This is a genomic window from Geobacillus genomosp. 3, assembly GCF_000445995.2.
Lineage (GTDB): Bacteria > Bacillota > Bacilli > Bacillales > Anoxybacillaceae > Geobacillus.
The window spans coordinates 1,351,369-1,366,755 of the sequence record NC_022080.4 but is presented as its reverse complement, the minus strand read 5'-3'; the positions used below and the strand labels follow the sequence as shown (position 1 = coordinate 1,366,755).

The following is a 15,387-nucleotide window of genomic DNA, read 5'->3' as shown; positions in this document are numbered from 1 at the left end:
TCCTTGCGATGGCAAGGCACCCTTTTCGCTTGTCCCTTCCCTCGTTGACAAAAGGAACGGCATCTATCCCCGCTCCTACCGCTCCGGCCGCTTCAAGGACAGAAGCGTCTGTTTCAGTTCCGCTTCCATGGCTGCTAGTTCCCGTTCGGCCTGTTGCCGTTTCAAGCGGCCTTCCGCCTGGATTTTTAGCGTTTCCTCGAGCGTAGCGATCAAGTTTTCTTGTGTCCGCTTCAATGTCTCGAGATCGACCAAGCCACGCTCATTCTCTTTGGCGATGTCAATGCTGTTCGTTTTTAACAACTCGGAGTTGCGCAACAATAGTTCGTTCGTCGTTTCAGCGACCTGCTTTTGCGCCTCCGCCGCCTTTTGCTGGCGAAACAGCGTCAACGCGATGACGACTTGGTTTTTCCAAAGCGGAATTGCGTTTAAAATCGATGACTGGATGCGCTCGACGAGCGTCTCATTCATATGCTGAATCATGCGGATTTGCGGCGCGGTCTGGATCGTCACTTGCCGGCTGAGCTTTAAGTCGTGCACCCGCTTTTCCAGCCGGTCGGCAAACTGGCGCAAATCTTGCACCTCTTGCCAGACCATTTGGTCGCCGGAGCGCTCAGCGGCCGCTTGTTTTTCCGGGATCGTTTTCGTCCGCAGCTCCTCGAGCTTGTATTCTGCAGCCGCAATATAAATATTGAGCGCCTCAAAATACTCTTTATTTTTCTCATAAAGCGTCTCCAGCATCGTGATGTCGCGAAACAGCAAGTGCCGGTGTTTTTCCAGCTGGTCGGCGATTTTGTCGATTTCGACGCCGATTTTTTGATATTTCGCCAACATTCCTTGCAGCGGCTTGGCCACCGTGCCGAACAAGCGGGACAAAAGCCCTTTTTTCGCCGGCATTAAATCATCGGGATTGACTTCCTTAATTTTCGCCATCAGCTCGCTGATCACTTCACCGACCGGGCCGGCGTCTTTCGTCTGCACATGATGCAAAATCGTATGGGAAAACTTGGACAGCTCGGCTTGCGCCGCCACCCCGTATTGCAAAATGGCCTGGTGATTGGCTGGATCGATTTGTCGGGCCAGCGCCAACGCTTTTTCCCGATGTTCAGGTTTTAGCGCATCAAGCGCGTTGGCTCGTTTCTCTTCTTCAAACGGCGGCGCGGTTGGCGGGGAAAACGGCTGGGCAAGCAGATCATCAAGCGTGCTTGTCCGCTCCCGTTCATGAAGCCGTTCGAGTGATTCCATCTCGTGATTCCGTTCGTCCACCATCATTCTCCTTTCTTTGACAGCGGCAAATGAAGCCGGGCTGATGGTTCATGCAGCGACTGCTCGAGCACCTTCGCTTCTGTCTGCAACGACCAAACGTCGGTAGATAACACTTCAAGCAGCTGCCGCTCCGCTGCTGCCGTCAGTTCACCAAGCAGTTGCTCCGTCTTTTGCAGCGCCGCAGCCATTTCCTCATTTTGCACCGGCTGTTGCGACAAGTATACGTATTTTTCCACCATCTCCACAGCCGCCGGCCATTCGTTTAAGAAAAATGGTTGGGCGAGACGAAGCTGGTGCGGCTGCTGCTCAACCGCGCGAATGATGCGGTCGACGATTGCGCTCAGCCGGGAAACAGTTTGCCACATCGTCACCGATCGAAGCCGATAGCGAGCCCGGCGCAGCCGCTTCCATAACGCGCGTGCCTCACGGAGCTGGCTTTGGACGTACGCCCGCTCCTCAGCCGGCGCATCGGCCGGCAGGCGACGGTGCCGCCGTTTCATGACGGCAGATGTCACCCACATCGCCCCCATTCCTGATAAAACCGTCGGTAAAATGCGAAACCCAGCAGCAAAAAAGACCGTCACCGCCACTACCATCCCTACATTCCATGAGACAAACCAGCGCCATATCGTCCGAAGCAGTTGCTTCATCGTCCATCTCCTTCTTCGCCTTTTCTTTCATTATAACATGTCCACACCATGATACGCACAAGCCCACACCGAAGTTTCATCCCGGCAGGCGGCGCGCATAGGACAACGGCGGCGACGAATACGGTATACTAAGCGCGTTGACAGAAAGGAGAATGGGCGTGAAAGGGATCGATTGGCAGCTCGTCTCATTCGTCGTTGTGTCACTCTTCAAAGAGTATTGGTGCTATGCCGGATTGCCGCGCGTCTATTACTGGCGGGCGGCCGACGATGACCAAAAAGCCGCTTAACGGCGAAAGCAAAGGGTGGCAATGCAGCCAGGGCGCTGACGGTAAACAACGAAAAAGAAAAAAACCGGCACCATCGCCAACGCCCGCGGCTTCGCGCTTCACGACGCCTAGTCAAACGAAAAAACGGCGGCCGCCCACATCATGCCCCTTCGCCGGTGCAGGCAGAAGATGCCGCCATGATGGCTGCCGCTGAAGCAGTCGTTTTTATTCGTTCACTTCGTCACATCCACTTCATGGACGCGAGCGCCGCCGAACAGTTCGACGCGGACGGCCTTCTTTTCCCCATCCGCGCCGGCGGCAGCCACTGTGTATGTGCCCGGCAAATACGGGCCGATTTTTTTGACGAACGGATCTTTCGTCGTTTCCCCTTCCGTTTTGACTCCGTTGACAATAAGCGCTGCCCCCGGGTCGTCGACGCGGACGTGGATAAAATATAAAGCCGGTTCAAACAAATAGCGGTTCTCAAACACATGGATCGTAAACACTGGCGGACGGGACGTCAATCCTTTAATATACACGTGCCCCCCTTCACGCTGGCGGTCGAACTCCTGATCAAGCGTTTTATATGCCTCAGGATGCCGTTCAACATAGGCGAATAAAGGCGCGAGCGTTTTCTCATTAATGGGCACCGTTTCATCGGTCGTTCTCAGCATCGTTTGCAAGGCAGCCGCATTGCGATCCTCGATGGCTTCTTTTAACCGCATGATGGCGATCTCCCGGCTCGCTGCCGTCTTCAGTGCCCCGTACCCGCTCCAAATGAGCGCGCCCGTCCCCCATGCGACAGCGACCGCCAAAAGAAGCCAGCCAATAAAGCGGTACCGTTTTTTTCTCTTTTCTCTGGACAATAGGCGCGCTTGCTGCCGTTTCTCATAACGCGCCAACGCCGCCGCACCGTCTTGTCCGCCGCGGCCGTTCGCTTCCCCCTTGTTCGTGTGCGATTCCACCGTATGGGATTTCATGATGGTTTCCCCTCTCCTTCTCTCTGTCTAGTTCCACTTTATGTCAGAGACAGGGAATATATGTTACACGAACAATGCTACGTCTTTTATTATACGGAGAAGCCAACAAAACGGATAGCCATTTGCATCGCTCCCGTCATTGGAAGAGGGAAATGTCCGGCCGCTCCGTTTGCTGCCCGGCCTGCCGAAACATTCGTGCATAGAGCGCCGCGCTAGCGAGCGCCAGCATCCCAAGGCCAACAAACGTCCATGTGTATCCGACCCACGCTGCCGCTGCAAGTGACAACGGCGCCACCATCCGTCCGATCGTAAAGCGGAGGCTGGCTGCGGCAAAATATTGGCCGCGCATGTCCTCAGGCGCCATTCTAGACACAAATGATTGCTGCAGGCCGGCCGTCATCAGTTCGGCCAAGGTAAACAGCACCATAACCGCCGCAAATCCGAAAAACGACGATGTTTGACTAAACAGCCACATCGTAATGCCATATAAAACAGACGAGCCGATAAACGCCCACCGTTCCGAAAAACGCGCCATCTGCCGCGTCACCATGACCGTGCACAACGCCACGAGCAGCCCATTTTCCGCAATGAGCAGGCCAAAAGCGTTGGCACCGTCCACCGTCCAGCCCGCCCATAACGTTTCTTTATGAAGCGTCTCTTTCATATAGACCGGAAGCAACAAATCAAGCTGCATAAACGTCTGTGCGATAAGCACCCCGGCTATGATAAATAAGAAAAAGGTGCGGTCGCGGACTATGACGGCGTACTGGCCCATTTGTTCACGCCAAAACCGCGGCCACGGCACGGTTCCCCGCCCTCCCACCGAATGCGGGGCTGTTTCGCGCAGCTGTCTGGCCAACATAGCGGCCATCGTTAAACAGGAACACGCCGCCAAAAGCAGCAGCCCAAACAGATGATCGGCATAAAACAACCCGCCGATCGTCGGGCCAATCACGACCGAAATATTCACCGACGTATAAAACACCGCAAACACGTGACTCCGGTCTTTCTCCGGCACGACGTCCGCAACCATCGCCTGGCTCGCCGGCCAATAAAAAGCGACGCAAATGCCGGCAAACGTAAAACAAAGAAAACCGGCAAGCGGCGATGACCACCATGGGGAACTGGCCAAGGCAAAGACGAGAAACGCCGCCCCCTGCCCGTAAGCGGACAGCACCATCATTCGCTTGCGCCCGAACACATCGGCGCAATAGCCGCCCATCAAATTGGCGACCACGGAAAACAATTGCGACACAATCAATAGCATACTGGCCGTTTCTTTGCCAAACGAGTCCGCAAAATAGATGGCCATAAACGGAAAAAACATCCAAAAAGTCGTATTCATGAGCGTCTCGCCAAACAGGCGGACTTGCAAGTTACGATCCCAATCGCGTATTCGCATTGGTGCCTCCTCCGCGATCTTCTCATTTTTTACAGCCTGCTGAACATTATAGCATAGTTTCCGAAGTTGTTAGCGAAATATTTTTGCACAAAAAAATCCTGCCCATCTGTATGATGAGCAGGATCACCATCAATCATCCGCCTTACTTACGGATAAATTGTTGCGTCCAAATATAGCCGTTTTCTTCAAAACCAACGCCGATATGCGTAAAGTTTTTGTTCAAAATGTTCGCCCGGTGGCCTTCACTGTTCATCCACGCATTGACGACTTCTTGCGGAGTGCGTTGGCCTTTGGCGATGTTTTCCCCGGCGGCTGTGTACGAGATGCCGAATTTTTTCATCATCTCAAACGGGGAGCCGTATGTCGGGCTGTTGTGCGAGAAGTAGTTGTGGACCGCCATGTCACGCGATTTTTCACGGGCGACTTTGCTGAGAGCCAAATCCACTTGAAGCGGCGGCAAGCCGTATTTTGCCCGTTCTTTATTCGTTAGTTCCACGACTTGTTGCTCATAAGCGTTTAAGCCGGTTGTTTTTTGTGTCGTTGTGTTTGGCGCCGTTGCTGGCGTTTTGGCCGGTGTTTGCGTATTGGCTGCCGGTTTCGCCGCGGCCGGCTGTTTCACTTCCGCCTGCTGTGTTGCCGGTTTCGCCGGTTGGAATGAAACAAACGGGAAGTACTGTTTCAGCCATTTCTCAAAATCTTGAACGTTTGTGCTTGTATATTTTACTTGATATACGTTCGCTGTCGGGCACGTTACTCCTGCTGCTTCTGTTTTCGTCGTTGCCGCAAACGAAGCGCCGACAAGTGCGACCGAAGCGGCGATCGTGGCTAACATTTTTTTCTTCATCACAATTCCTCCTTAACATTTCTATTTTCAAAGTTTCAAAGACTTTCACTATTTATCGTCACACTATCGACTCGGGCTTTGTGAACAGTTCCCGCTGTTCTCTTGCCTGCGTTCCCATTATAGCACGGGTTTTTTGTAATATTTTTGGGGTTAACTGGAAAAACAAGGCCGTTGGGGGAAACTAGCAAAAAACAAGCTTGTTTTCATTGCCAAATGCACATCCAGACCGGCGGCGGCAACAGCTGGCGATGGCATCCTTTCACTCACTTCCGTCCCTTTTTTTCTTCTATCAGCCTATTATTCTATATTTTTCTTGGCAAAAAGGTGTTGACAACCTCTCGGATCGGCTGTTCCATTTAACAATTATTACAGCATTGTTACAAAACAGACGGCACGGTTCATCCTATTGTTACAAACAGAAAAGCCGGGGCGGCAAGCCCCAGCTTTGATGGCCATCTTATTCTTTATCAACGACAAGCACCGTTTGCACTTCGTTCGGCTTCACCTCGACGGCAAACGTTCCGTGTTCGTCTACCGTGAGCGAGGCGAGCGGCTCCTCATTGAGATTCGTGCGAAAGACGCCCGAGAGCGGCTTGTTCCATTGAAACGCCGCCGCCGTCGCCTTTGGCGCCGGATTTTGACACTCCACACGGCTAAAGCCATGGGATTCTTGGGTCGTTGGCGTCCTCATCCATTTCTGGTTCGGACAACGCCCAAGTTCGGGGCTGTGTCATCAGCCCATCCCATCAGGTTAGCGTGTACCCCAATGGGCGGCGCACCTGTGACCAGTGCGCTAGGTGCTCAAACCCGAAATCGCTTTGGCGATGTTGATGGCGCCATTCAAGTCAGCGTGGAGGGTGTATCCGCATTTTTGGCATCGGAAGCGGATGCCGTTTCGGTTCGCTTTCTCTCGATGACCACACTTGCACGTTTGGCTTGTATAGGTCGGATTCACCCACTCGACCCGAATGCCTGCCTTTTCGGCTTTATAGGCAATCATCGTTTGCAGTTGATGGAACGCCCACGAATGAAGATTTCGTCCTGCTTCTTTTGCCGAAGCGGCTCGTTTCCGAATCCCTGTCAACTCTTCCATCCGAATCACGCCAACACCGTTGGCGAGGGCAAAGTTGACGATTTGACGGCTGATTTTATGGTTCATATCTTTCATCCAACGAGATTCTTTATCACCGATTTTGCGAATCATATGGAGCTTTTTGGCTTTGCCCAACGTTCGCCGCAAAGCCGCGTATCGTCGGCGAATGAAAGCGCATTGGTTCCCTTTGAAAAACAACGATTTCGTTCCTACGCTGGCAACGGCGATATAGCGAAACCCCAAGTCAACGCCCATCACCTTTGTTTCGTGCCGCGGCTCCACTTCAAAGGTGATGGCAATCGCCAAGTACCATTTCTTTCTCTTTTTGTAGAGCTTGGCTGCCCCTTGTTTGGCGGTTCCATCGAGCAGCCGATTCAGCCACGTTTCTTGATAGGAACGCACGACGACCGGCACGCCAATTCGTTTCTCCAGTATGGGGAATGAAACCGTGTAGAACTCTCCTTTCTTTTCCACCTTTACGTTTTGGTTGTTAAAGCAACACCATAATGTTCGGAACTTCTTTGTTTTCTGGTTTTTCTTTTGAGACTTCACTTCCCGAATCGTCTGATTGACGACGGCGGAAGGAAACCGCTGCGACGAAAAGTCTTTAAAAATTTTGCTCGTCGCTTGATTCAGCTCGGGATGATTCAACAGCCAATTGGCAAACGCGGTATTCACTTCTGTCATCCGTTCATACATGTCTTGTTTGACTTTCGTTGGGTTGTGCAGCTCCAGCCTGAGTGTGATCGTGGGCATGGCTTCACCCCCTTTTCTTTTGAGATTCCACACCTAAAGAGAAACATGGTGGCTCGAAGCCATCCTCTTAAGGGATTGCCGAGCAACGTCGCCTTTCATCCTACAATTAAAACCGTGGGCCTTCAGACGGCTTTTTCTGTAATTACGCACTTATTCTATTTTTGCTCCCCTGTATATCCACCTAAAGGAATATGATCCTTCCGCGCCACACCGGTGCGGTAAGCCGCTTCGACGACCGCTTGTCTGACGCGTTCGACGACTTTGCTGTTAAACACGCTTGGGATGATGTACGATTCGCTCAACTCGTCTTCCGTGACGACCGAGGCGATCGCCTTCGCCGCGGCGAGTTTCATTTCCTCATTAATTTCTCGCGCCCGGCAGTCAAGCGCCCCGCGGAAAATGCCCGGGAAGCAAAGGACGTTGTTGATTTGGTTCGGATAGTCGGAACGCCCGGTCGCCATGACACGCACGTACGGCTCAGCCAGCTCCGGATCAATTTCCGGCACTGGATTGGCCATCGCAAACACGATCGGATCGCGCGCCATCTTTTTCACATCGTCCACTTTCAAAATGCCCGGGGCGGAAACGCCGATAAATACATCTGCGCCGGCAATGACATCCGATAAACTACCTTTGATGTTATCCGGGTTGGTGATTTGGGCATATTCTTGCCAATACGGATTTTCGTACGTTTCATCGCGGTGAATGGCGCCATAGCGGTCAACCCCGATAACGTTGCGCACGCCGGCAGCAAGCAAAATTTTCGTGCAGGCGATGCCGGCGGCGCCAATGCCAGTGAGAACCACTTTAATGTCTTCGAGCTTTTTGTCGACGATTTTTAACGCGTTAAGCAACCCAGCCAAGAGCACGACCGCCGTGCCGTGTTGGTCATCATGGAACACCGGGATGTCAAGCTCTTCCTTGAGCCGCGCTTCAATTTCAAAGCAGCGCGGCGCAGAAATGTCTTCCAAATTGATGCCGCCAAACGCCGGCGCAATCGCTTTTACGATTTGGATAATTTCTTCCGTGTCTTTCGTGTCCAGGCAAATCGGAAACGCGTCGACCCCGGCGAACTGTTTAAACAACATCGCCTTCCCTTCCATAACCGGCATCGCCGCATACGGGCCGATATCGCCAAGTCCGAGCACCGCCGTTCCGTCCGAGACGACGGCGACCGTATTCCGTTTAATTGTCAGCGAATACGCCTTGCGCGCATCCTCAGCAATCGCCGTGCAGACGCGCGCCACGCCCGGCGTATATACCCGCGACAAGTCATCACGCGTTTTTACGGGAATTTTCGAGTTCGTTTCAATTTTTCCCCCGATGTGCATTAAAAACGTACGGTCGGAAACGTTCACAATTTTGACGCCGCGAATTTTTTTCAGCGCCTCAATGATCAAGTCGCACTGCTTCGTATCAAGGGCGCTGACAGTAATGTCGCGCACGGTGTGAACTTTGCTTGACGAAATGACGTCAATCCCGACAATGTCCCCGCCCGCTTTGCCGATGGCCGCGGCGATATCGCTGAATGAGACGATATCTTTTTCAAATTGGAGACGAATCGTAATGTTCATCGCTGCCCCGCTTGGTAATGCCATAACCTAATCGTCCTTCCTTGTCTCTATTTTTGTTTTAATCAAGAAATCGTCTTACGGTACAAATGTTAACTTATGAGCTGGAAAAAGACAACCCTTATTGTACACACCCGTTCCTGCAGACGCATGTACCGTTCCGCTAAACGAGAAACGGCATGCATCTTGAACGGTCGCATCATTCTTCCCGCCGTTCATGTTCCGCTGTTGGCAAAACGGCAAGAGGGGTGGCTGACGGCAGAAAAACAAAATGCAAGAAGGAAATCAGAGCAGCGATGAAGTAAAAGTAAAAGACAGGAAAAACAAGACAGGAGCGAAGAAGGATGAAAGAAAAGTTGTTTCTCGTGCTGGCCAACTTGTTTTGGGCCGGCAATTACGTTATCGGCAAGTCAGTCATCGCGGAAACAGGTCCGTTTTGGCTGACATTGATCCGTTGGTGCGCCGCTTTTATCATGTTGGTGCCCGTATCATACTGGCTCGAGCGGCCGCGCTACCGCGACATCATAAAACAATATTGGCTGCCCCTCGCTGCGGCTGGGGGGCTTGGTATCATCGGCTATAACTTGCTTTTGTACGGCGCGCTCGCCTATACGTCGCCGATGAACGCGGCGATCGTCAACTCGCTCAATCCGGCGATCATCGTCATGTTATCGTATGTACTGCTGCGGGAGCGGCTGTCAAAAGCAAATATCGCCGGCTTTTTGTTGTCGCTTGTCGGCGTGCTGTTTATTTTAACGGACGGGCATATGGCGCATGTGTTTCAAGCGGATTACAACCGCGGCGATTTGATGATGCTCGCCGCCGGCGTCGTCTGGGCGCTGTATTCAATTATCGGCAAAAAACTCCCCGTTCCGCCGATTACGGCAACGGCGTGCTCCGTCTTTTTCAGTTTGCTGCTGTTATGGCCGTTCGCCTTTTTTTATCCGTTTCCGGCCGATCAGTTAAGCGCAGCGGGGATCGCCGGAGTTACTTACATTTGCCTGTTTCCGTCCGTTCTTTCCTTTTTATTTTGGAACGTGTCAGTGCAAAAAGTCGGGCCAAGCCACGCCGGCGTCTATTTAAATTTAATCGCCGTGTTTACCGCCATTATCACGTTCGTATTTGGCGGCGCGTTGTCTATTCCACAACTGGCCGGTGGCGCAGTTGTCTTGTTCGGGGTCTATTTGGCGACAAAAGCGCCGAAAGCGAAGCCGGAACAAATGGGCATCGCCGGGTAACGGCTCTCCTGCCGCTTCTCCATAGGCCGAGCGCCCGTCCGTCCCTCTTTTTGCGGCGCCGGCTGACGGCACGATGAAACACGGCCCTTCGCCTGCAACAAAACAGCCCCCTGCCCCTAAAGGGAAACAAGGCAAAGCAAAGCGAGTCGGACCTGCGCACCGCCATCGCTCTTCGCGATCCAAAACGCTCACGCCGACCGCAAACAGAGCGGCAGCACACTTTTTCACATCAAACATACACGGACAAATCCGGCCTGCCGCTCGTCCGAACATGATCGGCCCATTGAGGGGCGGGCGCATGTCCGCAAAAAGCGGCCTCCCTGTCGCTCAGGGAGACCGCTTTTGTTCCGCTATTGAAGCAGGCGGAGAAATTCGCGCATAAACGCCGGCAAATCCGGCCATGCATGGGCGGAAACGAGATTGCCGTCAACGTGGACCGTGTCATCGGACACATACGTCGCCCCGAGCGCTTCGACCCCCGGTTTGCAGGCGATATACGCCGTCAGACTCCGGCCTTTTAGAACATCTGGCATCGTTTCAAAAATGAGCGAAGCATGGCAAATGGCAGCAATCGGCTTATTCGCTTCAAAGAAATGGCGAACAATGCGCGACACGTTTTCATCAAGGCGAATGTATTCCGGAGCGCGCCCGCCCGGGATGACAAGGGCGTCGTATTGCGCCGGATCGATCTCGGCAAACGATGCATGGGCGTCAATCAAGTAGCCTTGTTTTTCAATATACGTATCCCAATCGGCAAAATCATGGACAACGGTGTGCAGTTTCTTTTTCTTCGGGGCGGCAATCGTGACGTTATGCCCCTCTTCAAGCAGACGGTAATACGGATAATACACTTCAAGCGCCTCAACGGCGTCGCCGGTGATGATCAACACTTTTTTGCTCACACTTCTTTCCTCCTTGTCCATTTTTTCCTGCCACTTCTATCATAATAAAAATATACGGACAGGGAAAGGAAAATGATTGTCGAACATATATGAATGACCCGTTGAACTGTCAGAGGGGAGAAAAAAAGATAAAAGGAGGAAGAAGAACAATGACCATTGCCTCCTGGCTCACCAGCTCGCGCCACACCGTCGTCCTGACCGGTGCCGGCATGTCAACCGAAAGCGGGCTGCCTGATTTCCGTTCACCGCGCGCCGGGCTTTGGGCGCGCTTTAACCCGAGCGAACTCGCGACCATCGAGGCGCTGTACCATCGCCGTGAATCGTTCATTGAATTTTACCAATACCGCATCCGCACGTTGCAACAGTGCCAGCCGCACGACGGACACCGGCGATTGGCCGACTGGGAACGGCGCGGGATCGTGCAGACGATTGTGACGCAAAATGTCGATGGCTTTCATCAAGAAGCGGGAAGCCGCCGCGTCATTGAACTCCACGGCTCATTGCGCACGGTTCATTGCCAGCAATGCGGACGACAAAAGCCAAGCTTCGCCTATTTGCATGGTGTGTTGACGTGTGAATGCGGCGGAGTTTTGCGTCCATCGGTCGTGTTGTTTGGCGAGCCGCTGCCGGAGAAAGCCATCGACCAGGCGTGGGATGCGGCGCGCCAGGCGGACTTGTTCCTTGTTCTTGGCTCATCCTTGCAAGTGTCCCCTGCCAACCAGCTGCCGCTTGTCGCCAAACGAAGCGGGGCGAAGCTTGTCATCATCAATTGGGAGCCGACTGAACTCGACCGTTGGGCTGACGCCGTCATTCACGGCCGGAAAATCGGCGAGGTGCTAAACGAGCTCGAGCGACAGTTGACGGAGGTGGAGAAATGAGCAAAGAAACGATGTTGCAAATGGCGCTCGAATCGATCGGCGACCACTCCCGCCTCCGCCATTGGCGCCGCGTCTCAGGCGGCGACATCAATGACGCCTACCGCGTCCAAAGCGATCGGTGTACGTACTTTATGAAAATGCAACGCTTCCCGTCGGCCGATTTTTTCGCCGCTGAACAGATGGGATTGGAGCTGATTCGGAAAACGGGCGCCATCCGTGTTCCGTACGTCTTTGGCTCCGGGGAAGCGGACGGGTGGGGATGGCTCGTTTTGGAATGGGTCGAAGGAACGGAAACGGCGCAGACAGCTGAACAGCTCGGCCATGACCTTGCCCGCCTCCACCAATGCCGCGGCCCGGCGTTCGGACTTGCCCGCGATACATATATCGGGACGCTGCCGCAGCGCAACGGCTGGTACGGCCGTTGGCCCGACTATTACCGCGACGCCCGCCTTCGGCCGCAAATCGAACGGGCGGCCGCGAACGGCCTTCTCCCCCACGAGCGGCGCCAACGGCTTGAGCGGCTGCTTGAACGGCTTGACCAATGGCTTCCGGATGACTGTTTCCCGTCGCTGTTGCACGGCGATTTATGGAGCGGCAACTGGATTCCCGGGCCGGAAGGCGTTCCTTATTTGATCGATCCGTCTGTGTTCTATGGCCACCATGAGTTCGAGATCGCTTTCACCGAGCTGTTTGGCGGCTTTCCGCCCCGGTTTTATGAGAGCTATTGCGAGCTTATACCGCTTCCTCCGGACTATCACGAGCGGAAGCCGCTCTATCAGCTGTTCTACTTATTAGTGCACCTGAACTTGTTCGGCGAAACATACGGCAAGGCGGTCGACCGCGTGTTGGAACGGTATGCGGGGGAGTAGCGTCCCCCGCCTTGCTTCGCCACCACTTGTTTCGTCCGCAACCGCAATGTGCTGCCCTTGACTTTTCCTAAACTTGTCACATGGTACGTCCCGTTGACCCAGTCGTCGATTTGCTCATGATACCACGGGCTGCCGTTATGCCCGATCATGATGCCGGGGACGCCGGCAAAGATGACGCCACTCACATTGACGGTCGGCGCTTTTCAATGCATTTGGTACCAAATGGATGGCGTGGACAGCGACAAATGCGGACCGTTCGCCAGCATCGGCTGTCCGCTTTTCGTTTTCCGGCCGCTTAACACCCAGTTGTTGCTTCCGTTCCACTCGGACGGCAACACCGCCGCCGCAAACACCATTCAAAAACGAACAGCCCTTTTTTACCAAAAAATCTGCTTGATAAAACAGCGGGGCCTACACCGGCACCCGCTCCCCCACCCTTATTCAGCGCTGATCGCCTCGAGCAGCGCATCGCCGTTTTCGCTCACGCGTACATAAGCGAAACGGGCGTTTTCCTGCCATCGCGCCCCCGTTTTTTCTGGCACAAAATATGATTCGATCCCGTATACGACTTGCGTGCCATGAAAAGTGCCGCTGATCAAAATGTCCCCTTGCTGCTCTGTATATCCGGGCTGTTTTTCGCCATTAACGGCATATATCCCGGCAAAGCGGTGCACCCCGTCCGGCCCTTTTCGCAGCACAACTTGCACGCGCCCGCTTCCGTCGAGCGACCGGACCGTGGAAATGTCGTAACGCAGCCGGATATAGTCCCCTTGCAGCACCGAACGCGGATCCACCGGTTCCAATTCGAGTTTGACGACATGTCCATGTTGCAACAGACGTTCTTTCTGCCAAAAGGTATAGCCGGCAAACGAAAATTGGGCAACAATGACGGCAAACACAAGAAAAGAAGCACCGAAGCGCCAACGCGCTCCTTCATCCCGCATCCATCCGTTCCGTTTTTCAAGCCACGCCGCCCAAACAAACAACAATAGCCCGGCCGCCAGCAAACTGACCGATTTATGAAGCAAATTCCACGCCAATTCATAATATTTCAGCACGAGATACAGCACTGTGTACACCCAAGCGGCCTTCCGCTCCAGCCGCCGCCCTTGAAACAGGAAAAACACGAGTGCGGCGAGCATGGCAATATTGGCGGCGATGTACGTCCCGTCGGCGGCAAACACATCCATGCTTGTCGCAATCCCGAGCGCTCCGAGCGCCAAGACAAGCGCGGTAAGATGCGGCTTGCCGCTCCACCGCCCGTATGCATACAGCCCGCCGTTGCACAGAGCAAGCGCCAGCAGCACAAACCGTCCTTCATCCATGATCGAACCGAGCGCTGCCGCCAAATAAAACGTGAGCGCCATGGTCGTCAGCCGGTGCACCCCGCTGTCTGACGAGCGCACAAGGCCAAGGGCTAACCCGGCCGCATACACGAGCACCACCGCAGTCGACACTTCCCACGCCACCGTCAATCCAAGCCCATAACCGACGGCAAGCAGCGTATAGCGGACGACCATGTTCCAACGCCGTCCGAACGAGGCGGGAAGGACAAACGCTGCAATCGAAAAGAAAAAGAGCACATACGGCGACCACGATTCCGCCCAAAGCAAGTATAAGCCGAGCAGACTCGCCGTCGCCAACGCCGAAGCCGCCAGCGTGACAACGGCCTGAAACGCCGCCAAAAACCGCTTCCCGGCTCTTGTTTGGGACGAAAACAGTCCGGCCCGCCGAAGCAGCACGATCCCGCCGTACAGAACCGCCGCGGCCGCCGCCAACCCGAGCAAAAGGAGCCACGTCTCAAAATGCTCGACAAGCAACCGGATATATTGAATCAGCAAAAACAAGCCGGCAAACAAACTCGTCACCAAGACGTACGAGCGTTGTTTGGCGACAGAAAGGAAGTAATAAAGCAACCCGGCGAGCAGCGTGGCATGCACATATGGCCACCAAGCATCACGCCCGTACGAAAACCCGGTAACCTCCATAACAAGCAGCCACCCATGCATGGCCGCATAGGCAACATGGGCCGGCCACGGCGAGCGGCTTACCGCAAACAGCACACCGTTCACAGCAACAAAGAAAAGCAGCCAGCCAAATGACGCCCATTCCCCCCATTCGATGTGATAGGCGGAAGGAAAATAATAAAACCAGCAGGCCAACTGAAGCAACAGAAGCGCAAGGACGAAAAGCGCCTGATCGTTGGTCAGCCGAGCCAACAACGCCGTCGGCACAAGCCAGATCAGAAACAACCAATAGCTGTCGGCATGTGAATTGTAAATTTGCCCGAGCAAGGCGAGCGCCACACCAAACGATACCGCCCCGCCAAAGAACAACCAACGCCCTAAAAACCGATGGCGACCCGAAAGCGCCGCGCTTGCGATGTAAAACCCCGCCATCATGCCGATGCTGATCCCGACTTTCGCCTCTCGCCCCATCTCCGGCCAGTTGGCGGCAAAAAAATAAACGATGCCGGCAATGATGCACAAAAGCGCCAACGCATACCCCGTTTTCACGATTCGGGCCGCCATATCGCATCCCCCTTGTCACTGGTTTTTTCTATAAAAAAAATTATATGCGGAAACACTGTCTAGAAGACCTGTGAAAACAAGCATTATTTCATCGCACTTTTCTAGTTGCCGCCGATCTGCTAGACTTTTTTGTTGCGATGAAGA

14 protein-coding genes and 1 pseudogene are annotated in these 15,387 nt (G+C 53.9%); 4 read left to right on the top strand and 11 right to left on the bottom strand.

The features are described from left to right. Positions 1 to 75 precede the first annotated feature (75 nt). Positions 76 to 1,266 (bottom strand): toxic anion resistance protein, encoded by a 1,191-nt coding sequence (locus M493_RS06855; protein ID WP_020959571.1) that lies wholly within the window; start codon positions 1,264 to 1,266, stop codon positions 76 to 78. Continuing rightward, positions 1,266 to 1,913: a 5-bromo-4-chloroindolyl phosphate hydrolysis family protein gene (locus M493_RS06850; RefSeq protein WP_020959570.1), complete on the bottom strand. Its 648-nt coding sequence runs from the start codon at positions 1,911 to 1,913 to the stop codon at positions 1,266 to 1,268. Before M493_RS06850 ends, M493_RS06855 begins: the two co-directional genes overlap by 1 nt. Before the next feature lie 158 nt (positions 1,914 to 2,071). Between M493_RS06850 and M493_RS18960 the strand changes: the two genes are divergently transcribed. Beyond that, positions 2,072 to 2,200, top strand: coding sequence for a hypothetical protein (locus M493_RS18960; RefSeq protein WP_256380476.1), 129 nt, complete (start codon positions 2,072 to 2,074; stop codon positions 2,198 to 2,200). Positions 2,201 to 2,412: 212 nt separating this feature from the next. Here M493_RS18960 and M493_RS06845 read toward each other — a convergent pair whose 3' ends face one another. The 6 genes from M493_RS06845 to M493_RS06820 all read right to left on the bottom strand — a co-directional run bounded on the left by M493_RS06845 (position 2,413) and on the right by M493_RS06820 (position 8,852). After that, positions 2,413 to 3,159, bottom strand: coding sequence for a TcaA second domain-containing protein (locus M493_RS06845; RefSeq protein ID WP_020959568.1), 747 nt, complete (start codon positions 3,157 to 3,159; stop codon positions 2,413 to 2,415). Positions 3,160 to 3,295: 136 nt separating this feature from the next. Further along, complete coding sequence (locus M493_RS06840) at positions 3,296 to 4,561, bottom strand: MDR family MFS transporter (RefSeq protein ID WP_023817585.1); 1,266 nt, start codon at positions 4,559 to 4,561, stop codon at positions 3,296 to 3,298. A 142-nt stretch (positions 4,562 to 4,703) separates the two neighbouring features. Further along, positions 4,704 to 5,405: a CAP domain-containing protein gene (locus M493_RS06835; protein WP_020959566.1), complete on the bottom strand. Its 702-nt coding sequence runs from the start codon at positions 5,403 to 5,405 to the stop codon at positions 4,704 to 4,706. A gap of 457 nt (positions 5,406 to 5,862) precedes the next feature. Further along, a complete protein-coding gene (locus tag M493_RS06830) occupies positions 5,863 to 6,054 on the bottom strand; it encodes a glycosyl hydrolase-related protein (protein ID WP_020959565.1) in 192 nt (63 codons plus the stop codon). Positions 6,055 to 6,198: 144 nt separating this feature from the next. After that, a complete protein-coding gene (locus tag M493_RS06825) occupies positions 6,199 to 7,254 on the bottom strand; it encodes an RNA-guided endonuclease TnpB family protein (protein ID WP_020959564.1) in 1,056 nt (351 codons plus the stop codon). Between the two features lie 155 nt (positions 7,255 to 7,409). Further along, a complete protein-coding gene (locus M493_RS06820; RefSeq protein ID WP_020959563.1) occupies positions 7,410 to 8,852 on the bottom strand; it encodes an NAD-dependent malic enzyme in 1,443 nt (480 codons plus the stop codon). Between the two features lie 317 nt (positions 8,853 to 9,169). On the opposite strand from M493_RS06820, the gene M493_RS06815 reads away from it, so the two are divergent. Continuing rightward, positions 9,170 to 10,063, top strand: a complete 894-nt coding sequence (locus M493_RS06815; RefSeq protein WP_020959562.1) for a DMT family transporter — start codon at positions 9,170 to 9,172, stop codon at positions 10,061 to 10,063. 350 nt (positions 10,064 to 10,413) lie between these two features. Here the strand turns inward: M493_RS06815 and M493_RS06810 are convergent, their stop codons facing one another. Beyond that, positions 10,414 to 10,965: a DJ-1/PfpI family protein gene (locus tag M493_RS06810; protein WP_020959561.1), complete on the bottom strand. Its 552-nt coding sequence runs from the start codon at positions 10,963 to 10,965 to the stop codon at positions 10,414 to 10,416. A gap of 149 nt (positions 10,966 to 11,114) precedes the next feature. Here M493_RS06810 and M493_RS06805 point away from each other — a divergent pair, with 149 nt between their 5' ends. Together M493_RS06805 and M493_RS06800 are read left to right on the top strand one after the other, a co-directional pair. After that, the gene (locus M493_RS06805) at positions 11,115 to 11,843 is read left to right on the top strand and encodes an NAD-dependent deacylase (protein ID WP_020959560.1); all 729 of its coding nucleotides are present in this window, start codon (positions 11,115 to 11,117) and stop codon (positions 11,841 to 11,843) included. Further along, positions 11,840 to 12,712: a fructosamine kinase family protein gene (locus M493_RS06800; RefSeq protein WP_020959559.1), complete on the top strand. Its 873-nt coding sequence runs from the start codon at positions 11,840 to 11,842 to the stop codon at positions 12,710 to 12,712. The genes M493_RS06805 and M493_RS06800 overlap by 4 nt, the downstream gene beginning before the upstream one ends. Before the next feature lie 134 nt (positions 12,713 to 12,846). On the opposite strand, the pseudogene M493_RS18845 reads toward M493_RS06800, so the two are convergent. After that, positions 12,847 to 13,062: pseudogene (locus M493_RS18845) on the bottom strand (penicillin acylase family protein); the annotation flags it as partial. Between the two features lie 87 nt (positions 13,063 to 13,149). Further along, positions 13,150 to 15,243: a GDYXXLXY domain-containing protein gene (locus M493_RS06795; protein ID WP_020959557.1), complete on the bottom strand. Its 2,094-nt coding sequence runs from the start codon at positions 15,241 to 15,243 to the stop codon at positions 13,150 to 13,152. Between the last annotated feature and the right edge of the window lie 144 nt (positions 15,244 to 15,387).